Annotated in this window: 16 protein-coding genes and 2 pseudogenes; 1 reads left to right on the top strand and 17 read right to left on the bottom strand. The window is 34.2% G+C overall.

Annotated elements, in window-relative coordinates; all coding sequences use genetic code 11:
- Positions 1-22: 22 nt before the first annotated feature.
- The 8 genes and pseudogenes from JFU54_RS19025 to JFU54_RS18990 all read right to left on the bottom strand — a co-directional run bounded on the left by JFU54_RS19025 (position 23) and on the right by JFU54_RS18990 (position 6,648).
- Positions 23-844: a carbohydrate ABC transporter permease gene (locus tag JFU54_RS19025; RefSeq protein WP_002125118.1), complete on the bottom strand. Its 822-nt coding sequence runs from the start codon at positions 842-844 to the stop codon at positions 23-25.
- Entirely contained in the window at positions 841-1,773 is a 933-nt protein-coding gene (locus JFU54_RS19020; RefSeq protein WP_000573576.1) for a carbohydrate ABC transporter permease, read from the bottom strand. The genes JFU54_RS19025 and JFU54_RS19020 overlap by 4 nt, the downstream gene beginning before the upstream one ends.
- Entirely contained in the window at positions 1,773-2,870 is a 1,098-nt protein-coding gene (locus JFU54_RS19015) for an ABC transporter ATP-binding protein (RefSeq protein WP_113708913.1), read from the bottom strand. Before JFU54_RS19015 ends, JFU54_RS19020 begins: the two co-directional genes overlap by 1 nt.
- Positions 2,867-3,433 carry a glycerol-3-phosphate responsive antiterminator gene (locus JFU54_RS19010; RefSeq protein ID WP_002169199.1) on the bottom strand — a complete coding sequence of 189 codons (567 nt, stop codon included), beginning with the start codon at positions 3,431-3,433 and terminating at the stop codon, positions 2,867-2,869. Before JFU54_RS19010 ends, JFU54_RS19015 begins: the two co-directional genes overlap by 4 nt.
- A 307-nt stretch (positions 3,434-3,740) precedes the next feature.
- A pseudogene (locus JFU54_RS19005) lies at positions 3,741-4,421 on the bottom strand (GNAT family N-acetyltransferase).
- A gap of 170 nt (positions 4,422-4,591) precedes the next feature.
- On the bottom strand, positions 4,592-5,464 hold the full coding sequence (locus JFU54_RS19000) for an ankyrin repeat domain-containing protein (RefSeq protein ID WP_002029673.1): 873 nt from the start codon (positions 5,462-5,464) through the stop codon (positions 4,592-4,594).
- Between the two features lie 289 nt (positions 5,465-5,753).
- Positions 5,754-6,257: a nitrous oxide reductase accessory protein NosL gene (locus JFU54_RS18995; RefSeq protein WP_201065860.1), complete on the bottom strand. Its 504-nt coding sequence runs from the start codon at positions 6,255-6,257 to the stop codon at positions 5,754-5,756.
- A gap of 136 nt (positions 6,258-6,393) precedes the next feature.
- A complete protein-coding gene (locus tag JFU54_RS18990) occupies positions 6,394-6,648 on the bottom strand; it encodes a hypothetical protein (RefSeq protein ID WP_201065858.1) in 255 nt (84 codons plus the stop codon).
- Positions 6,649-6,904: 256 nt separating this feature from the next.
- Here JFU54_RS18990 and JFU54_RS18985 point away from each other — a divergent pair, with 256 nt between their 5' ends.
- A complete protein-coding gene (locus JFU54_RS18985; protein WP_113937858.1) occupies positions 6,905-8,209 on the top strand; it encodes a CitMHS family transporter in 1,305 nt (434 codons plus the stop codon).
- Positions 8,210-8,278: 69 nt separating this feature from the next.
- Here JFU54_RS18985 and JFU54_RS18980 read toward each other — a convergent pair whose 3' ends face one another.
- The 9 genes and pseudogenes from JFU54_RS18980 to yhbH all read right to left on the bottom strand — a co-directional run bounded on the left by JFU54_RS18980 (position 8,279) and on the right by yhbH (position 22,727).
- Positions 8,279-8,971, bottom strand: a complete 693-nt coding sequence (locus JFU54_RS18980) for a response regulator (RefSeq protein WP_201065856.1) — start codon at positions 8,969-8,971, stop codon at positions 8,279-8,281.
- Positions 8,971-10,581 carry an ATP-binding protein gene (locus tag JFU54_RS18975; RefSeq protein ID WP_201065854.1) on the bottom strand — a complete coding sequence of 537 codons (1,611 nt, stop codon included), beginning with the start codon at positions 10,579-10,581 and terminating at the stop codon, positions 8,971-8,973. Before JFU54_RS18975 ends, JFU54_RS18980 begins: the two co-directional genes overlap by 1 nt.
- Positions 10,582-10,887: 306 nt before the next feature.
- Positions 10,888-11,709: a methyl-accepting chemotaxis protein gene (locus JFU54_RS30385; protein WP_374100996.1), complete on the bottom strand. Its 822-nt coding sequence runs from the start codon at positions 11,707-11,709 to the stop codon at positions 10,888-10,890.
- Between the two features lie 120 nt (positions 11,710-11,829).
- A pseudogene (locus tag JFU54_RS30380) lies at positions 11,830-12,867 on the bottom strand (HAMP domain-containing protein); the annotation flags it as partial.
- A gap of 262 nt (positions 12,868-13,129) precedes the next feature.
- Positions 13,130-14,704 (bottom strand): flotillin lipid rafts scaffold protein FloT, encoded by a 1,575-nt coding sequence (locus JFU54_RS18965; protein WP_201065850.1) that lies wholly within the window; start codon positions 14,702-14,704, stop codon positions 13,130-13,132.
- Between the two features lie 12 nt (positions 14,705-14,716).
- The gene (locus JFU54_RS18960) at positions 14,717-15,265 is read right to left on the bottom strand and encodes an NfeD family protein (protein ID WP_002134284.1); all 549 of its coding nucleotides are present in this window, start codon (positions 15,263-15,265) and stop codon (positions 14,717-14,719) included.
- Between the two features lie 246 nt (positions 15,266-15,511).
- Entirely contained in the window at positions 15,512-18,409 is a 2,898-nt protein-coding gene (gene colA, locus JFU54_RS18955) for a collagenase ColA (protein ID WP_201065848.1), read from the bottom strand.
- Positions 18,410-18,712: 303 nt separating this feature from the next.
- Positions 18,713-21,424, bottom strand: a complete 2,712-nt coding sequence (locus JFU54_RS18950; RefSeq protein ID WP_201065840.1) for a leucine-rich repeat domain-containing protein — start codon at positions 21,422-21,424, stop codon at positions 18,713-18,715.
- A gap of 127 nt (positions 21,425-21,551) precedes the next feature.
- On the bottom strand, positions 21,552-22,727 hold the full coding sequence (gene yhbH, locus JFU54_RS18945) for a sporulation protein YhbH (RefSeq protein WP_002029660.1): 1,176 nt from the start codon (positions 22,725-22,727) through the stop codon (positions 21,552-21,554).
- Between the last annotated feature and the right edge of the window lie 310 nt (positions 22,728-23,037).

Here is a 23,037-nt window from a genome sequence, read left to right as displayed (position 1 = left end):
TCCCACCTTTTCCTATGTATGCTTATTTAATTGCACCTTTTGTTAATCCTTTTTGTAATTGCTTTTGCCCTAAAAATAGTAAAATCAACGTTGGAATGACGATAACCGTAACACCGGCCATTACACTGCCCCAATCAGTTGCAACTTCTTGAGATTGAAGCTGCTTTACACCAATTTGAACCGTTCTTACTTTTTCATCAGTGGTTACTAAGAGCGGCCACAAATACATATTCCACGTTGTTAAAAAGCTATATACTCCAAGCGTAATAAAACTCGTTTTACAATACGGAATTACAACACTGAATAAAAACCTTACATTTCCAATCCCTTCAATAAAAGCAGCTTCTTTCAGTTCATTCGGAAGTGTCATAAAATGTTGACGTAGTAAGAAAATACCGAAAGCTGTTGCAAAAAATGGCACCGTCATCCCAGCAAAACTATTAATCCATCCGAAGTTTTGAATCGTTAAAAAGTTCGGTACCATCGTTGCTTCCCACGGAATAAGCATTGTTGAAATAAACAAGAAGAAAATTAAGTTTCTGCCTTTAAACTGAAGAAAAACAAAAGCATAAGCTGCTAAACTGGATACGATAAGTTGTCCAAGCATAACAACTGTCGATACAATTAAACTGTTATATAAGTATGTAAAAAGAGGTACTTTTTGAAAAATATTAATGAAATTATCAAAAGTAAATTGAGTTGGAAATAACCTTCTCATTTGAATATCGTCTGGTGTCATAAAGCTTATTAAAAACGCATACAGTACAGGAAAAAACACCATTACTGCACTAATAATGAGCAGCATGTATAATAGGAAATTTTGTTTCCACTGTTTAACGATCATTTATAATGCACCTTTCTCTCAGCAAACTTAAATTGAATCAATGTAGCAATAAAAATGAAAATAAATAATACCATCGCTTGTGCACTTGCTGTTCCAAATTGATGATTCACAAATGCCTCTTTATAAATCGAGTACACAATTAAATTCGTTGCATCATTCGGTCCACCGTGCGTTAAAATATCAATTTGTCCAAAGCTTTGGAATGCACTAATTAACGTTACTGTCACGATAAAAAATAAAGTTGGTGATAGCATCGGTAATGTAACGCGGCGAAGCTTATATAAATAACTAGCACCATCTATAGATGCACTCTCATATAAAGACGTATCAATATTTTGTAAACCACCTAATATAACTAAAAATGCAAATCCTGTATTCACCCAAACCGTTGTAACCGATACAGAAAACAGTGCCCATTCTGGACTCGTTAACCATGCGATTGCAGGAAGATTCATAGAGGCTAATATATTATTAAATAACCCTACACTTGGATGAAATAAAAATAGCCAAATCACTGCACTAGCAGCTACTGATATTCCCATCGTTGAAGAAAACAGTACTCGGAATAACCCGATCCCTCTTACTTTTTCATTTGCAATTAATGCAAGAAATAAGGCGAATACAATGCTAGTAGGAACTGTATATAAAACAAATAATAAAGTTGACTTTATACTTTTGTAGAAAGCAGGATCCGAAAATAAATATTGATAATTTTCTAAGCCAACGAAAAGATTAGCTTCTCCGTGTATATCTGTTAAATAAAAGCTATAGTAGATCGTCCTAAACAATGGATAGAAAAGAAAAATTGAAAATAACAAAATAGATGGCGCCAAAAACAATAATCCTATTCTTAAATCTTTCGTTCTGCCCCATAAACTCTTCTTTTTTGACACTGTTGTTTGAACTGGTAACTTACCTACTTCAATCATTATTTCGCCACCACTTTCAACTCTTCTTCAGCCACCACTTTTAATCGTTCATTCTTATTTTGATGAAAGAAGCATAGTTTTTCTTGCGAGAATAATAATTTTACTTTGTCACCTTTGTTCAGGAGTAACTGTCCGATGACTTTCGCACTCCAAGTTGTTCCATTTACCGCAAAGTTTAATATAGATTCATTCCCTAATACTTCTACAGATTGCAGCGTCACTTCTTGTCCTTCCTCAGACAGTGCAATATGCTCAGGACGCATACCTATTCGAATAGTTCCTTCTGGTAATTGCTTTAGCTGTCCAATAGATAATGGGATTTGCAATTGCCCTATATGTAATATGCCTTTTTCTTTATCCACTTCCCCATCATTTATATTCATAGAAGGAGAACCTATAAAACTTGCAACAAATTCGTTTGCTGGTTCGTTATATATATCAAGCGGTGTTCCAACTTGTTGTATACTTCCTTTATTTAAAACCATAATACGATCTCCCATAGTCATTGCTTCTATTTGATCGTGAGTAACGTAAATCATCGTAATTCCTAATCGTTGCTGAATTTCTCTAATTTCAATCCTCATCTGTGCACGTAATTTCGCATCTAAATTCGAAAGTGGTTCATCCATTAAACAAATCGGTGCTTGACTGACGATGGCCCTAGCAAGTGCAACACGCTGTCTTTGCCCGCCTGATAATTGGCCCGGTTTCATTTTCACATACTCTTTCAGTCCTACCATTTCAATAGCTTCCATTAATCGCTTTTGTCGCTCTTCTTTTTGTACCTTCCTTACCTTAAGTCCAAATAAAATATTTTCTTCTACAGTTAGGTGTGGGTATAATGCATAATTTTGAAATACCATTGATAGATTACGGTCTTTCGGCTCTAAATCATTTGCAACATGTTCATTAATAATTAAATCTCCCGAAGAAATTTCTTCTAAACCAGCCAGCATTCGTAATAATGTACTTTTTCCACATCCAGAAGGTCCAACTAAAACAAAAAATTCTCCTCTTTTAATATGAACTGATACGTCTTTAACTGCTGTCTCTTCCGCATTTTTATATACCTTTGAAACATTTTTCAATTCAATCACAAGGTTGCACTCCTTTTTTCTTCTTGTATCCACACTTCATAATGACTCGTTGAAATTGCACTTGCTCCTGCACGAATTGCGATTTCTGCATCCTCTCGCGTTTGAATCAGCCCACCTGCAATAATAGGGAATTTTATTTCCTCCGCTAGCTGTTTAATAATAGAAGGCATAATGCCAGGCATAATCTCTACTGCATTCGGTTTAGTCGTTTTACAATTTTCAATTGATTTTGTAAGAGATAAAGTATCAACAATAAAAATGCGTTGAATCGTTTTCAATCCAATTTTATTGGCATTTCGAATTGTCGATCCCTTTGTCGAAATAATACCTTGTGCTCCGATAACATCTTGAATATATAAAAGTGCTTCCTCTGTGTTCGTATTTAAGCCTTGTATAAAATCACAATGAAGAAATACATCGTGTCCATGTTTCTGTAGTTCATATACACGCTCTGGTAACTCCAGCATTGAACCAGTCATAAGAAAAACTGTTTTCGGTAATTTTTTGTATGTTTTGTACCCTTCCCAATCCTTTATCATCGCAATATAAGGTTCTTTAAACATTTATTCCACCTAGCTTTTCTATTTTTATCCAAACTAAAAACACCTACTTACATAGAACACCTTTCTCCTTATTTGAACTCTAGGGAATAGAGCACACTTAAGAAAGCGGCACGTTATATGTAAGCGGGTGTTCTCAAATGTTCTCTACCCTAGTTATTTTGTTACCTTTACTATATTACGCATTTATTAAGTCAGTTTTGATAAATTGTTAATTAGATGTTAATCGAATGTTAACATTCACCATATTACTTTTACAATAATCTAGATATACGAATAAACCCCAACAGAATACAACAATGTTTAAAATTCAATCAATGTGTAAATTCATTCCATAGTTAATGAGTTTTAGTTTTCTCGCCACTGCTTGCGAAGCAAAGTTATCCCAAGAAGTACTATAAAGCGGAATGCGCTTTTCCTCTTGTATTGATAGTGCCCAGGCTGTAACGACATCAGCACCATATCCATTCCCTTGAAACTCCACTAAAGTTTCTACACTTGCCTCAGCAGCTACGGGCGTACTTCTGGCACTGCAACATATAGAAACTACCTTTTCATTTTTTACAATTGCAAAATAAGGTCGCCTCCATTCCATCTGTTCTATTAGATTAGAAAAATTTTCTCGCAAAAGCTCTTTATTCTTCTCTATTATTTGTATTGTTCTAGTTGGCTTATGTAAATTATTAGGAAACATGAAAGCAGGACCCACCCAAATATTCTCCACCGTTCTCTCTTAATTTAATACTTTAATAATCTTTGCTATCTCAATGTGATTTGAGCATACTCGAATTAATTTCTCAATCTTACTTATCATTTCACCATGCAGTTTATAATGATACCTCGTTATATTCCCTTCACGAGTTCTGCTAAGAAAAAAACGTGGTGCTTTCAGATTTCCATTTTCATTTACACACTTTATTCTTCCTACTTGATTATGAACAAATAAAACTTCTGCCTGAATTGCTATTAACTCAAGTTCTGAAAATCGCATTTATACCCTCCTTAACTACTATTTGTAGCCTTCTCGATATAGCATCCATCCATTTTTTCAAAACAAAAATCCCATTTAAATACACATTACTGAATCCATCATACTAAAATGACTTCTTCATTCTGTCTATCTAAATGGGATTATCTCGTGCTTTTTATTTCTTCAGCTTGTTATTCTGCCAGTTGTGGTTGCGGCTGTACTACTTCATTCGCTCCAGCTATCCTCAACATATTCGCAATATCTTTAAAACCTCTTTTTTCAGCATATTGCAGCGGCGTAATATTTTCCTTATTGGCCATATTTACATCTGCCCCGTGGTCAATAAGCATTTGAATTACTTTCTTATGACTTTCACTACCATTTCCTAATACAATTGCTTCTAATAAAGCTGTTCCACCACGTTCATTCTTATAATTCACATCAATATCTGTATGCTCTAATAATTCTTTAACAACCTCTACATGGCCACGCTCAGATGCAGAAATAAGTGCTGTTCCACCTGACTTAGTCGTTTCCTTCGTATTAACTCCTGCATTAATTAATACTTTTACAATATCCGTATATCCTTCTCTACTTGCATAAAGAAATGGATTACTTTGTTTTTCGTCTTGAATTTCAATATCAGCACCCGCATCAATTAATGCTTTAACTGTCTCTACATGATTTTGATACGTCGCTGCAAGGACAGGCGTTTCTCCGTTGTCACCTTCTACATTGATATTCGCTCCATCTTGGATCAGCTTCATAGCTGTTTCTGTGTCTCCAAGCGTCGCAGAAAGTAGCAACTGTTTGTCCATTAAATTTATACTTTTTTCTTCTTTAGATTCTTCCTGTTCTTTATGCTTTTCTTTTTTCTTTTCGTTTTTCACATGAACCGGTTTTGATTCTGGCTCCTCTTGCTTATCGCAAGCCACTACCGTCATTAAAAGTCCTAATAACATACATAATAAAATTTTTTGTTTTCTCACAACTACAGCTCCTATGAAAGATAATGTTTTCTTAACCATTCCTCCATCACATACAATAACTCTTCTTGAGTACATTTATCCATAAGCCCTTTAGATTCCTTCTTTAATCGGATTATCTTAAACTTATACTATGTTTCTCAACCTATTGGAATGATACGCCTGATGGCCTCATCATTAACATTATGAAGCAATTAGTTTAGCACGTTTTTACCGCATTTGTATATATTTCTAAAAAGTACATAAATGATTGCTTTAGGTTACTATATTCCATTGTAACCGTTCTTCTAAAATTTTTACACCTTTTCTATATTTGCACCTGAGTAATAATAGAAAAAGACAACTATATAGTTGCCTTTTTCTATTATTAATGATGCCCACCGTGATTCCCTGTTTTCGGTTTCCCCATCATCTCTTTATTCATTTCCCATTTATGCTCTGATAGCTCTTTATACGAAAGAACTTTCCCCTTATAGTTAGATACAAAACTCTCTGCATCTTTTTTATTTTTAAATGAAATGACATTATAAGCCATCGGTGTCGTTATTGTTTTATCATATACGTAAGTAGCATCTTCCAACGAAACCCAATCTTTCGAATCATAATCTCGAACAAATTTTTCTTTCGTCTTTTCACCTGAATTGATCTCCATCCATTTATACATGCAACCAATATCATCAAACTTTAATGCTTTTCCATTTTCTAAAATAATTTCGGTTGCGAATTGATTATCGATTACCCCAATTTGGCAAATGTCACACTTATCATTTTTCTCATTAATCGCAACAGCTGTTAGTTCTTTTTTCCCACATCCTACTATCGTAAATATGAAACATAAACATATAACAAGTACGACATATTTTACCCTCATCAATATTCCTCCCTAGAAACCGTATACTCCACGAAAAGAATACCAAAAGGTTGTGTGAGATTTGTGAAAAAACAATGTTCTTTTTGTAATATATGGAACAAAAAAGAGATGTGCAGTTATTTCTACACATCTCTCATCATTCACAACCAGTAATTAATAAATCATCTTCTAACTTAACTAATAATGTATCCGCATCAATTTCCTGTCCAACTTCTACATTTACTAATCTTATATTTCCACTGATCCCTACTGCGATGTCTTCAATCTCACCGTCATTTTTTCGGATCATCATTAACTTTTCCCATTCATATACGTAAGAGGATTCATTAATAAAAATCTCCTCTACTTTTCCTTTACACGAACTATAAATTTCTTCTATTCTTGTTTCCATTCAAAATCTACTCCCTACTTCACGCTTCGCTATTTCCATCTTATTCTATCATTCTTGTACGAAGGCATTTATCTTTTTAAAAATTCAAAATTACCCTGTGAACAAAATGATCAAAATAAAGATTATGCTTCTAATGATGTTATTTTTCAAATTATTTACCATTCCAATTGAACCTTTTATTATAAACAAAAAACCTTTTATCTGAATTTTTATTTTATTTTGAAAGCGTAATCATTTTTTTGGAGGGGGAGATTACATGTTAGCATTACTCGGATTTACAATGGTATTTGTCTTTATGTTTTTGATTATGACGAAACGTATGTCTGCACTAGTAGCATTAATATTAGTTCCAATTATTTTCGCATTAATTGGTGGCTTTTATGCCAATATGGGCCCGATGATGTTAGAAGGAATTCAAAAGCTAGCACCTACTGGTATTATGCTTATGTTCGCCATTTTATATTTTGGGATTATGATTGATAGTGGTTTATTTGATCCTGTTATTAGTAAAATTTTAAAATTTGTAAAAGGTGATCCTTTAAAAATTGTTGTTGGTACAGCTATTCTTACTATTATCGTTTCATTAGATGGGGACGGAACAACAACATATATGATTACAGTTTCCGCAATGTATCCACTATATAAACGTCTTGGAATGAATCCACTTATATTAGCTGGGGTTGTTATGTTAGGAGCAGGTGTGACAAATCTTACACCTTGGGGTGGACCAACTGCTCGGGTTATGAGTGCTCTTGGACTTGATGCATCAGAGCTCTTCACACCACTTATACCAGGAATGATTGCTGGTGCAATTTGGGTAGTTTTCGTTGCCTACTATCTTGGAAAAAAAGAAAGAAAACGTTTAGGAATTATGGATGTACAATACTTAAAACACATGCAAACAATGGATGAGCAAGCTGCGACAGTTGAAGCTGAAATACATAAACGCCCGAAACTGCTATGGATTAACTTTTTATTAACTGTTGCCCTACTCGTCTGTCTCATACTAGAAATTATGCCGTTACCTGTGTTATTTACAGTCGCTTTTGCTATTGCGGTGATGATTAATTATCCAAGCTTGGAACAACAAAAAGAACGTATTGCTTCTCACGCTGGAAACGTATTAGCTGTTGTTTCTCTCGTATTTGCCGCTGGAATTTTCACTGGTATTCTATCAGGGACAAAAATGGTAGATGCAATGGCTCAAAGTGTAGTGACTCTTATACCAGATGCTCTTGGACCACAACTACCAATTATTACAGCTCTTCTTAGTATGCCGTTCACATTTTTCATGTCCAATGATGCTTTTTACTTCGGTGTACTACCCATTTTAACAAAAGCTGCCGCTGCTTACGGAATTAGTGCAGCAGAAATGGGACGTGCTTCGTTACTCGGTCAACCTGTTCACTTACTGAGTCCCCTCGTTGCTTCCACTTATTTATTAGTCGGAATGGCCAAGGTTGATTTTGGTGAACACCAACGATTCACTTTACTTTGGGCTGTTGGAACGACAATGGTTATGTTGATTACTGGAATTGTAATTGGAATTATTCCAATATAAGATGAAACTAGAAAAAACAGTAGAGGAAATGTAATAATCCTCTACTGTTTTTATTGTTGTAAAAATCCCCTATGAAGAAACGTGGAAATACCTTCTTTCTGGCCTTCCCACACTTCCATATATAAGCTCCGCATGCACTTTCTTTCCAGAGATCAAATACTCTAAATAGCGCCTAGCAGTTGATCGGCTTACACCTACCATTGAACTTAGTATCTCTGCAGTAATTCCCTCTTCATTAATAGTTAGCATATGCTTTTTTATTTTTGCTAACGTTAAAGGGTCGATTCCTTTTGGCGCATATTCTATTGGATTTGCCTGCACCCCTCTTTGGGACCATAGATGTTCAATCTGTTCTGAAGATAATTGAGCATTTTTCTTTAACTTCGTAATCTTCTTTTGATAACTTTCTAAACTTGTTTTAAACCGATCAAATGTAAGTGGCTTTACGATATAATCTGTTACCCCGCCTCGTAAAGCATGCCGCACTACATCCGTCTCTGATGCGGCTGTGATCATAATAATATCTGTATCATGCAAATTATGCCTAATATATGTGACGAGTTCTGTCCCTTGCATGTCAGGTAAATATACATCTAATAAAACGAGTTGTGGCTTTACAAACTCTAACCATTCTTTCGCCTGTTCCCCAGTCGTTGCTGTTCCAATTACTTTAAACCCCTCAATTTTTTCAGTAAAACGACGATGAATTTCCGCAATCCGAATATCATCTTCTACAATCAATACTTCAATCCCCTCATTCATTACAATTCGCCTCTCTCTTTCGGTAATGCAATGATAAATAAAGCACCACCTAAATCCCCTTTTTCAATCGCAATACTTCCATTTAAATCTTCCACTAACTCTTTCACTTTCGCTAATCCATATCCACGTTTTTCGCCCACCTTCGTCGAAAAACCTTTATAGAATATGCTTGTAATTATTTCATCATTAACACCTTGTCCTGAATCTTCCACTTCAATTAATATTTCTTTGCCAATGTCTGTTACAAACATTCTTACTTTCTTATTATGCTCGTGATTTCTTTCAATTGCTTCAAATGCATTCGTAATCAAATTCCCTAAAATAGAAACAACGTAATTACTCTCAATATGCGGACTTAACTCTTCTAAACTACTTTCCCGATCTAACATAAAATCAATCTTCAACTCTCGCGCCCTATTATAAAATCCAATTAAAATTCCACCTAACCATGGATTTTGAATTCGTTTCATAATAAATTGAACGAACTCTTGATATACTGCCGTTTCCTTATGAATAAGCTCTAAAGCATCTTCATAAGACTCTAATTGAATAAGACCTGAAAGCGTATACAATAAATTGTTATATTCGTGTGTTTGCGCCCGTAATGCCTCTGTATATTGCCGTGTTTGAGATAATTCCGCTGTTAATTGATCCATCTCAGATTTCAAGCGCAAGCTGGATACTACACCAGTTACTTTATGATTAACTTTAATAGGTAGACGATTAGCAATAACATCCTGCCCCTTTATATTTAATTGGCGATCAAATTGTTCTTCTCCGGTTTGAAGTACATCCAGTATCGATGAATTAGGAATAACATCTAAAATAAATTTCCCTATTATATTTTGTTGTTTATCTAAAGAAAGGATATCGTATGCCGCTTGATTTACTAAACTAACCATACCATTTTTATCGATTACTACAATTCCTTCACGTACAGATTGAATAACTGTACTATGCTCCTCGTATAAAGATGAAATTTCTTCTGGCTCCATTCCAAACATCATCCGCTTAATACTTTTAGCTAAATATACAGAGCCAATTATCCCAATTAACAGACCTGTTATTGTAATCCAAAACACACGCTTTCCATACACTTCTATCGCTCCATGAATATCATCCATGGAAAAACCAACAGATACTACACCAATAATTTCATTATCCTGATTACGAATTGGGACTTTTCCACGTAATGAAGGCCCTAATGATCCCGTTGCTTTCGAAACGTAAGATTTCCCTTCTAATAGAACCCCTTTGTTATCTCCGCCCACCATAGCTTCGCCTATTTTATCTCGCTTAGGATGTGCATAACGAATACCATCTTTATTTCCAACTACAATAAAGTCAGCATCTGTTTCGATTCGAATTTTTTCTGCAATTGGCTGAATAATAGAAGCTGGATTTTCTTTTTGAAAAGCTTCCTGGATTTCCGGTATAGCAGCAACTGTTTTCGCAACATGCAACGCTCTTTTTCCGATTTGGTCTTCTACCGTTTCAGATAATATGTAGTAAAATAAATAACTCGTTAACAGAAGCACAGCAAGAATAAGTGTACTAATAGTTAATGTAATTCTCGGTTGTAGTTTCAATTTCTTCAATTTCAAAATCATTCCCCTAACATGGCTAAAGATAGAATTTAAAGAAAATACAGTTTTTTTTAATTATCACCTTTTATCATAACACGGTTACTATATATTTCTTTATCTTTATCTTCATAAAGTGAAACTTTAATCAGTGGGGGTTTTGTTCATCCCCCACTGATTATTAGCCTTCACCAATCGGGCATCTACGGGCCGCCCGACTCCCACCTAACTTCTTTGCTCCAGCCGAATTATGAGGTGGGAGTTTTACTGCCCACAAATAGCGGGATAAAAAAAGAAACGAAGTAAAATTACTACCTCGTTTCTTAATGCTTGTTAATACACTTTAAATTTACCAATCATCTCTTGTAATTCTTCAGCCATTCGCGATAAGTGAACTGCTGCTGAATTTATTTCTTCTACTGAAGCTACTTGTTCTTCAGAGGAGCCAGCAATATTTTGAACGCTTGCTGCATTTTCTTCAATCGTTGCTGCAATTTCATTAATAGATGCACTTACTTGTTTTGTATCTATCGTCATTCGCTTCGCTACATCTACCATACTATCAATTTGTACAACTGTATCATTTGTAGATTTCAATATTTCTACAAAGCTTTGCTTCGCCTCATTTGCAACTACAAGCCCTGATTGTACCTCTGTCCCAACTTGATTCATAGAACTTACAGTTTCTTTTATATCAAATTGTATCTCTTTCACTAACTTTCCAATTTCCGTAGAAGACTGTCCCGATTGTTCCGCTAGTTTACGTACTTCATCTGCTACAATTGCAAAACCTCTTCCTTGCTCTCCAGCTCTTGCAGCCTCAATTGCAGCATTTAATGCTAATAAGTTTGTCTGCTGTGCAATATGTTGAATCACTTCTAGAATAGCTCCAATTTGCTTCGACTTATCATCTAATAAAGAAATGACTTCGTCTGACCGTGACACAGACTCATGAATTAATTGCATTTGATTCACAGTTTGTTCAACTAACTTTCCACCATCTTCAGCTTTTTGCTTCGTATACATAGAGGCTGTGGATACTAATGAAGAGCTATCCGCAACACGCTGAATTCCTTCTGTAACTTCTTCTAACAGAGTCGCTCCTTCTTCAACTTCCCGCGTTTGTATTTCTGCCCCACTCGATACTTGTTCCATCGCCCTTGTAATTTGTTCCGTCGCTTCACTTGCTTGCTTCATACTAGCCGTTAATTCTTCCGAAGAAGCTGCTACATGACCAGCTGAAGTATTAATATTTGAAATTACATCATGTAATGATGCCGCCATCTCATTAAAACTTTCACCTAACTGTCCAATTTCATCCCTCGAACGAACAGCAATTGATTCCGTTAAGTCACCTTCGCTAATTTTCCTCGCTGATATAACAAGTTGCTTTAACGGTTTAATAATAGAAGCGATTATGAAGTAAATTATAATTCCACCAATTATTAACGAGATACCAATAACAGTTAATGTTTTATAGAAAATAGGTTCAGCCGCTTCAATTATTTCTTTTGAAGGCATAATTCCTGCTATTTTCCATCCAGTTTGCTTATTTGTTTTAAAGGTAATATTACGATCCTCACCATCTAATGAGAATTTAAAATCACCTATTTCCTGCTTGTACAGCTCTTTTTCAAGTTTCTCTTCTACCTTCTCCCCCGGCTTTAACGCTGGATGTGCTACTACATTTTTATCTTGATCAAAAATTGCAACATACCCTTCTTTACCGATATTAACCATTTTTGAAGTATTTACAATATCATTAATAATTAAATCAATACCGAGAACGCCACTTTTATCTTCATTTTGTTTTGCTATTGTAACAACAATATTTCCTGTCGTTTTTGATTTATATGGAGCTGTGATAATTACTTCACCACTTTTTTTCACTGCCTCTTTATACCAATCTCTTTCTGTAGGATTATACCCTTCTGGCATTTGAAGTACCGGTGATTGAATAAATTGTCCATTACTAGATCCAGTATAGATTGCTTCCATTTCTGGATGTAATTTATTATATTCTTCTAATTTATTTTGCACGTTTTGAAGCTGATCTGCTTGATAGCTCGCTCCAGTGAATAATTTTGTAAAATATGCTGCGTCTACTTTCTTACTATCTAACTCTTTATTAATTACATTATTTAAAACCTTCACGTTATCTTTTGCTGATTGCAAAATTGTCTCATTAAAATTTTTCTTCGCCTGCTGATAAGACGTCCAACCAATTACAATACTTGGAAGAATTAAAATAATAATAAATGATACAAGTAATTTTGTTTTTAAGCTTCTACTCCTTAATTTTCCTTGAAACATATTCCTACCCCTCCATACCGTTTTAAATGCAATCATTTTACATTTAATCTCTTTATACAAATCATACGATTTAAATGTATTGATGAGACCCTCTTTCTCTTTTCCCTCATCTTTCTCTACATTTAAAGTATTGTTACATACCTTTTTCATTCTATAGAATTTAAATAATTAAAACAATATATAAAAATGTACATTATTCGAAATATTACATTTCACGAAAGAACCTCTAGTATCCCATTTACTAGAGGTTCTTTTCATCTTGCTATTCTTTATCTTTGTTTATTTCTTTCTTCTCATCTTCTACTACTGATACTACAGGTTTATCGTTTGATAGTTGCTGCACGGCACCTTTTCCAGCGAATCCTTCTAGTAATTCTTTTAAATCAATACCAGAAGAGGCTTTTAAAGTTTCTTGCATTGTTGCCATTAAATCTGTCGCATACCCTGCAACTTTTCCGGCGCCGCTATTCTTTCCACCACCGCCTGTATCAACGACTGTAATTTTATCAATGTTGCTAAGCGGACTCGCAATTTCTTTCGCATAACTCGGAAGCATTTTAAGAACCATATCCATAATCGCGGCTTGCCCATATAATTCAAATGCTTCTGCAATTTTTTGTTTCGCTTCTGCTTCTGCTAAACCTTTTAACCTAATAACATCTGCTTCCGCTGTACCTTGCGCTTTTTGTACTTCCGCTTTCGCTTGACCTTGCGCTTTTTCAATTTCTGCTTTTGCTAAACCTTCTACACGTACTTCTTCTGCACGTGCTCTTGCTTCTGCTTCAATTTTATATTGATCCGCATCTGCTTTTTTCATTTGTTTTACTTTTTCCGCTTCGGCTGATTGTTCAACAGCATAGCGATCTGCATCTGCCTTTTTCTTTACTTCTGCATCGTATTGCTTTTCACGACGCGCAATCTCTTTTTCTTCTAACTCAATTTGCTTTTCACGCTCAATGATTTTAACTCGCATTTGCTCTTCTGTAACACCTTGTTGCGCTTTCGCTTGTTGTAATTCATAAGAAAGATCTGCATCTGCGCGAGCTTGTTCTTGGTCTCTCTTATAAGATTGTACTTTTAATTCCTTATGCTTTTCAGCTTCAGCAATTTGTGCATCACGTTGATATTCTGCTTCTTTTGCTTCTTTCTCAGCACGAGCTTTTTCAATTCGTGCTTCTTTTTCACGCTCTGCATTTGCAACTGTTGCATCACGCTTAACCATTGCAATTTGCGGCTGACCAAGTGCATCTAAGTAGCCGTTTTTATCCATTATTTCTTTAATTGTAAAGGAAACGATGCGAAGTCCCATCTTCTTCAAATCAGTAGAAGCCACTTCATGCACCTTTTGTGCGAATTGCTCTCTATTACTATACGCATCTTCTACTGTCATAGAAGATAAAATAGCACGTAAATGCCCTTCTAAAACTTCTTTTGCTTCTATTTTCAACTCTTCTGTTTCTTTTCCTAAATATTGTTCAGCCGCTGTAGAAACTTCTTCAATTGTCGATCCTACTTTAATAATAGAAACACCGTTTACTGTAATCGGTACACCTTGCTTCGTATACGTATCACGTGTACCAACTTCTAATTTGTAGTTTAGTAAGCTAAGAGGTTCTCCCCTTTGCATAATTGGAACTACGAAAGTACCGCCACCGCGAATAATCTTAATCTTCTTTCCGTCATCAGTGATAACAACATTCTTTCCACCACCAAGCCAGTTCCCTGTCACAATTAATGCTTCATCTGGGCCAACTGTTCGATACTTCGTAATGAATACTAAAATAAGTAGAATTAAAATTGCGAGTAAAACTCCACCGATAATTAATGGAATCGTCATGTAAATTCCCCCTTATAATTTTGGTTTTTTTAAAGAATAAGCGATGTTCTGTACAAGTAAAACACCATCTTGAACTCCCTCAATAATGACCTCGGTTCCTTGTGAAATATCTTTCTTTCCAATTGTTTTCGCTGGTATTGCATTACTTCCAAATGGAGAAGAGATTAACACTTCTCCAAATCCTTCTGTAGGAATTGTCGTAATGACTTCTCCCTTGCGACCAATGAATTCATCCATACGTTGCACCGTATTTTGTTCTGCTTCTGCAATCGGTTTTAAAATTAATATTTTCATTATGAAAACACCGATAAAAGATATAGCAAATGAACCAGCAAAAATAATAGTACTATTAAAGGAAAATAAATATTCTCCTATATAACTAAGTCCACATAACATGGCGAAGAAACTAAGTAGTAAAGTAACAACGGATACAGATCCGCCCCCAAAACTAAATATTGATTCAAATATATCTCCAAAGAAAATATAAATAACAGTGAGTATAGTAGCAATAATAAATCCATATAAATAAATTGTTTCAAGTGGATAACCAAACAAGACCATTTCTTATCCCCCTTTCTTAAACAATCCCTTTTTTGTTATATGTATGCCCCACCTCTTTCAAAGATTATCGTTCTTAATTTTCAGTTATTTACCTTTTAAAGAAAAGCCTGTAAGACAGGCCTCTAAAAAAGAACAGGAGAAACCTATTGTGACAGGCTCCTCCTAGTAAATAACCGATATATTGTATATCTATATAATATACTATTTTCCACAAAAAGTAAAGTTAAACATACATTGGAAAAGCACTTATTTTACTGATAATGCGTACGCTCCATCGCCATTATCATATTTATATACATACAAGTAATACTTACCTGGTTTTGCATTAAATTTTGCTTCTATATGATTTCCATTAGCTTGACCGTAAGCTGCGTAATTTTGCATATCTGATTCATGGTGAAGTACCCATGTCATCCCGATTCCATACTCATTTAAAACAGAAATATCGATATCTTTCGCTGATGCGACATTAAATGTATAAACATCGGTGTGATCCCCACCGATAAGGCTACCTTTTATAGTAGTGTTTAACCCAATACGATTTGCTTCTTCTGGACGATTATTTGGTTCTGATTCTGTTACACTTCCATCTTTAATTGTAACAGTTGTTTCGCTTCTACTCTCTTTCCCTTTATCGTCTTTTACTACTAACGCTACTTTATAAGTTCCTTCTCTTTCATATGCATGTACTGGATTAACTTCTTTACTTGTTCTGCCGTCTCCAAAATCCCATAAATAAGAAACGATTTTTCCATCTTCGTCTTTTGATCCATCACTTTTGAATTGAATTCCTTCTTTTACAAACCCATTATAAGGTCCGTTTACATTAACCGTCGGAGCTTTATTTTCTCTGTCATCTTTTGCGATACCATGGAAGACTACATCATATTCAAATTCATTTGAACTATTCACACGATAATTAACGAAGTATGCTGTAACCGTTTTGTAGCCACTCCATTCTTTTTGCGTCAATTGTTCTAAAGCCTCATTTACTCTTTTACTCATTGCTTTCCAGTCTTCTGACTCACCTTTTGTTACACTACCTGTAAACGTGCCTTCTAATGTAAATGTATTAAAGAATTGAGATGTATGCTTTGTCATTTTTGTATCTTTCATAGACAACGTTTCACTAATTTCTTTCTTCACTTCTGTTAGTGCTTTTGGTGCATGTTCAGCTAAATAATCATCTGCTACTTCCGGCACATTGTACTTATCTTGATTATCAATTAACTGCTGCATATACTCTTGATACTCTTTATTTAACTTAGAATCTTTACTTAAAGTCTCACGATACGTATCATAATTTCCCACATCATTCGCACGAATTAAATCTTGAATTTTATCAAACGTTTCAAACTGATGCGTATATAAGTAAGACTGCAATGCGAACGAGTAGTTATAGAAATCCCAAGAACCATATTTAGCAAATAGTGTACGCTCTGCTGTATAACGGCTTGCAGGATCAGATGATAATCCACTAATGATGCTCTTTCTTGGTACAACGTTATTTGTACGAGTAGATCCTGCGAAAAATTCTGCATTCCCTTCTTGGAACCAAGTTAATCTTTCATTTTGATACATATCTCCTCTTCCAAATAAACCGGGAACTTCATATCTCCCTTGAAGATAATGAGTAAACTCATGACGGAATAACTCTTCTAAACTATAAATACTTTGCTCTGGCGTACGCTCATATGTAAAGAATGTCCCTGTCTCTTCAATATAAATTCCACCGTTGTTTGTTTCATATCCATACAATTGTCTATTTAACTGGTATTCGTCTGGAGTATTATAGATTACTATCGTTAATACGTCGTCTGCATTACCTTGTTCTAAAGCTTTGTCATTTCCGATCACACGGTGATATTGCGCTTTTACTTCCTTCGCAGCCCAATATAATCTCTTAATTTTTTCTTCTGACACTTTATCCCCAGTTTTAAATACAATAGATCCATCATCGAATGTATACGTTTTTGGTAAGTATTGCTCTTTTCCTTCTTTACGTATCTTCTCTAAATCTACCGTATTCCCGCTATAATCTTTCCCATTATAGTTTGTTGTAATTTGTTCTACTGCAACAAAATACGGCTCACTTAAACGCGGGTACATATGCATTGCCTGTGTAACAACCTCTAATCCTTTATTTGGATTACTATGAAACTTACCTAAACGACTAGCAAAATAAATTCCATTATTAACGAGCCATTTATTTTCTGGCGTTACTTCATTTAGAAGAGCAATACGATTTATTTCATTAATAAACCCATCTACTTTTCCAAACCACATCGTTTCATTCGCTTCTTTACGAGCCTCATTTAAGTAAGACTGTATATCATAATCAATGCCTTGCATCATATCGTATACAGCTTGTCCTTTCATACGATCGTCTACATATGCATTAAAATTATCATTATATTGTTTTAAAATATTCGATGCGTATTGCACCGTTTCAACATCACTTGATGCATTACTAATTAATTTTCCGTATGCAGATACGACTGTATCTTGCTCATTTGTTCCAAGCTTAAAGTTGGGATTTTTCGCAATAGCTTTTAACGCTGGTAAACATTTGTCCTGGAAGCTTCTTTCATTTAAGTCGCTTAATTCATTATTATAAAATGCAAGATAAAAAGCTGAACGTAACACTTCAGTAAACGTTTGAATTCCTTTTGAATCATCTTTCGTAAATGTACTACCTCTATGAGCTAATTCGTCTATAATTACTTGCATTTTTCCGTTATCTTTATAAAAGGCTTTTGCATCTTCATTAAACTGGAATAAATCTGTAATTTGGTGCCACTTAATACTGCCTAACGTTTCAATTAATTCTTGATCATTCATTTTGTTTAAATCAGCCATTGAATAGCTTTCTTTAGCTTGCTTTACTGCCGAGTTCTTCGTAATAGATGCTGGTCGCTGTGAAAAATCTCCTACTTTTAAACGTTCTTGAAATGATAATGTTTCCTCGGCTTTAGAAGCGTGTCCGATCTCATCTACTGGTTTTTCAATTCCAACTGGTTTCGAATGCAATACATTATACGGTACCTTTTCTTCTGCTGATACATTCGTTTGAATTGCTCCGAGCGATAGCGCCATTGTACTAATACTAAGCAACACTTTATTGATCTTTGATTGCTTGTTCATATTATTGCCCTCCTATTTATATATTCCATTCAAGAAATTAACATATTATCTGGATGAAATGATATAAAATGCAATATTTCATATTATTTCTTCATACATTTTGAACATATAGTGAACGAAAGGGACTTACAGTTTCCGCTACAGTTGCTCCATTATTTAAGCAATCGAAACATCCTCGTATTAATATCCTTCCCCTATTCAAAAAGACCTTATCATAAGCATATTTCAACATGAAATTGCTATAATAAGGTCTTCTCAAAAACTTATATAATCATTTTGTATAATAATAAGATAAAACGTTATTTATTTCTTAAATAATCTCTTTCTAAATACAAACATACTTAATGCTGAAAGAACAAGTGCTAATCCAGAAAGTAAGGTCGGTGTGTTAGCTTGACCACCAGTTGCTGCTAAAGACTTCTGATTTTCCTCTTGCTTATTAGCATGTCGTTTATTTGAATCTTTTTCTTTCGCACTCTCTTGTCCTACCACTTTTACTGGACCAACTTGATTATTCCCTTTTGGCTCTTGATCCAATCCAGTTGCTGATTCTTTTACTTCTTCTTTTGTTTCTTCAACTTCTTTTATCGGCTCTTTTACTTCTTCTTTTATTTCTTCAACTTCTTTTACCGGCTCTTTTACTTCTTCTTTTATTTCTTCAACTTCTTTTACCGGCTCTTTTACTTCTTCAACTTCTTTTGTTGGTTCTGTCACTTCTTCTTTTTCAACTATATTCTGGATAACTGTTCCATTAAAGCTTATACTAGTTTCATCCGAATCTAAATCAAATTTATATACCTTTTCACCTGGAGTACTCCATTTCATTACTCCGTTATTAAACGCTCCACCCTCACTTGTTAGTTTAATATTCTCAATAGTTTCTCCTTCTAAGTCATATACCGGAACTTGAATTTCTTCATTTACTCTCGCTTCATTTAAAATGATTTTTTGTCTTCCGGCATCAATTGAAAACCATTGACCTAATTGTATTAACGGCCTTACATCACGAATCTCATTTCCGGCTAATTTTAAACTAAATAAGTCTAGCATAGAACCAATAACCATTACATCTTTAATATGATTATCCGCAAGATTTAACCAATGTAAACTTTTTAATGAAGATAGTGGTGTTATATCTTCAATCTGATTATGAGATACATTTACATCGTTCAACTTTTCTAAGTTTGAGATAAATTCAATATTCTTCAAACCTACTCCTTCTAAAGTAAGTTTTTCTAAGTTCATCATGTATTCTAAACCTGTTATATCTTTTATCTCTTTTCCTTTTTCTTTAAATATCTCTAATGTTTTAATCTGTAATAAATCTTCTTTTGTTATAGGGGCATTTAGATTCTCTCTACCAAAATTCTTTTTATTAATATGTTGTTGTAAATTTTTATCAAGAATTACATTTTTACTTTCTGTTTGTTTTTCAACTATACTTTGTATAACCGTCCCATTAAATCTTATTTTACTTTCAGCAGGATTCGTATCTAGTTTAAATTCATATATTTTTTCTCCAGGACTATTCCATTTTATAAATCCGTTACTCAGCGTAGCCCCCTCACTTTTCAATTTAATATTTTGAAGTGGCTCTCCTTTAAAATTGTATACTGGAATTTTTATTTCTTCATCTACGCTTGCTTCATCTAAAAAGATTTTTTGTCTTTGAATATCTATTGAAGTTCGCTTACCCAATTCCTCAACAGACTTTATGTCAGAAATTTCATTCGCTCCAAGATTTATCTCATGTAAATTTGTTAAATTACTCAGTGGCGATATATCAGAGATATAATTCTCTTCTAAATTCAATACTTGTATTTTTACTAATTTAGATAATGATGATATATCTTTTATTTCACTATCAGCAATTTCTAGTTCAATAAGATTACTCATTTTACTAATAGGCTCAACATCACTAATTTTATTATTTCCTATCCATAATAGATTCACATTCTTTAACTTCTCAATACCCAAAAGATTACTAATTTGATTATTTGCTAAGTATACTTCTTCTAACGATAACACTGTAAATAATGGTGTAAGATCCTTTATATTATTACCAATTAAATCTAATATTTTAATCTTTTTCATTTGACTTAACGGTGTAAGATCTGTAATTTTGTTATCTCTTAAAAAGAGCATGTCAAGATTCTCTAGCTTAGAAACGGGTTGAATGCTTTCAATTGGATTAGAGGATAAATCTAAATATTTCAAATGTCTCAATCCCGAGATAACAGATATGTCTGTTACATTAGACTCTCTTAATGTCAACTTCTCTAAGTTTGTCATATATTCTAAACCAGCTATTTCATTTATCCCCTCACCTGAGTATATGGATAATGTTTTAATTTGTAATAAATCTTCCTTCGTTATAGGTTCATTTATATTTTTTCTCTCTAAATTATTTTTATTAATATGCTGTTGTAATTTCTTATCAACTATTACATTTGCACTTTCATCTTGTTGATCCACTTTATCCTCTTTATTTTCCTTTTGTTCTTCTGGAACATTGTTCTCTAAATTTAATGCATTTACTTCAAACTGTACTTGATACTTATTGTCATAAGCCATCGTCGGAATATAAATATGCATTTGCATATTATATCTTTTTCCTAATTCTCCAACTTCAAATTGAATAACCTTCGTCCCATTTTTCTTTTTATCCTCTGATATGACTTTTACATCATGGAATACACCAGGAGTATCAATATCCTCTGTTTTCAAGTATTCGAAGAAATCACTATCACTTAACGTTGCCGTTACAATTTTCTTCCCATTCTCAATTGTTAATTTAGGATCTTTTATATAAACAGCTGCCATAGACTCTTCATTCGTTTTATCTTTATACGCTTTAATAACAGCATCATATGTACCATCTTCTAAAGCATGTCCAGTTTTGTTCGCCTCAATTACTACAGCTGCTAAAGCAGGCGTTGAATACGTAGCAAATGGAAGCGATAACGCCGCAGCGATAATCATCGCATTTATATGTTTTCTTTTATTTCTTTCCAACTTTACATCTCCTCCAAAATATATAAATCAAAATATAATCATTTCTCGAATGAATGATAATGATTTTCATTATCATTGTCAACTAAAAAAATAAAAAGTTTACAAAAAATAACCCCTTTACAAGGGGTTATGCCATTCTTTCTCCTGATTCTTCTTTAAAAAAGCTCTTCATCGCATGAAATACATCTGCTTTTTGCTTTAAAATATAATATCTGAAATTCTCGTCTTTAATATTTTTATATGCTGACATAAGCGTACTGTGGCGGTTGTACTGATTCACTTCCCCATACCCAAACATATTACACTTCTTCATCAACTCTTCCACAAGCTTTACGCATCTAGCATTATCCGAAGTTAAATTATCACCGTCTGAAAAATGGAATGGATAAATATTATAACGGTCTGGTGAATATTTATTATCGATTAACTCAAGTGCTTTTTTGTATACAGAAGAACAGATCGTTCCGCCACTTTCCCCTTTTGAGAAAAACTCTTCTTCTGTGACGACCTTCGCTTCCGTATGGTGAGCAATAAACTCAATGTCTACGGTTTCATACTTTGTGCGTAAAAATCTTGTCATCCAGAAAAAGAAGCTACGTGCCATATACTTCTCCCATATTCCCATCGATCCACTCGTATCCATCATCGCTAATACAACAGCTTTTGAATCTGGCTTTAACACTTCATTCCAAGTACGGAACTTTAAATCTTCTTGGTGAATTGGATGGAAAGATGCTTTACCACGCATTGCATTTCGTTTATATGCAGATATCATCGTCCGTTTCTTATCAATATTTCCCCATAATCCTGTTTTTCTAATATCATTAAATTCAATATGTTCAATCCGGTTTTCATCTATTTCTTTTCTCTTTAAATTAGGCAGCTCTAACTCTTTGAAAAACGCTTGCTCCAATTCTAAAATTGAGACTTCTGCTTCATAATAATCTTCTCCAGCTGCATCTCCTGCCCCTTGCCCTTTTCCTGGTCCCTTCTGCTTTTGACCACCTGATCCATCTCTTGCAACAACATCACCAACTTTACTGTCACCGTTTCCTTGCCCAACGTGTTTGTTTTTATCATAATTGTATCTAATCTTATATTCATCTAAAGAACGAATGGGTATTTTCACAACATCCTTGCCATTAGACATAACTATACTTTCTTCTGTTACAAGGTCTGGTAAATTATTTTTGATTGCCTCCTGCACTTTTTCTTGATGGCGTTGTTGGTCGTCATATCCTTTGCGATGGAGGGACCAGTTTTCCTGTGAAATCGTGTAATTTGGTTGGTTTTCTTCGCTCATTCCTTTCCCTCCTTACTGTAATTGTCTTCCCCTATGAACAGCAATCTATAATTTTGTTTTCTAGTGTGCGTAACTAGAATATTTGAAAAATAACTGTTCATCGAAAATCATCCCATAAACATATATAGCGTTTTTCATACAATACTCCGAGCATCCTAAACAAAATTTTGCCACTCACATAATAGAAAGAAACATTCAGCCGTTGATAAGAAAGAAACACAATGCATTGTTGCACACATTTTCGTTTTGCAACATATTGTATTGTGTTGGCTTTTTTGTATGAATGGTTGGTTACTCTATCATATGCATA

This window comes from Bacillus sp. TH19 (genome assembly GCF_016651075.1).
GTDB classification, from domain to species: Bacteria; Bacillota; Bacilli; order Bacillales; family Bacillaceae_G; genus Bacillus_A; species Bacillus_A mycoides.
Note: the sequence above shows the minus strand (reverse complement) of the source record. Positions and strands in the feature narration are given on the sequence as shown.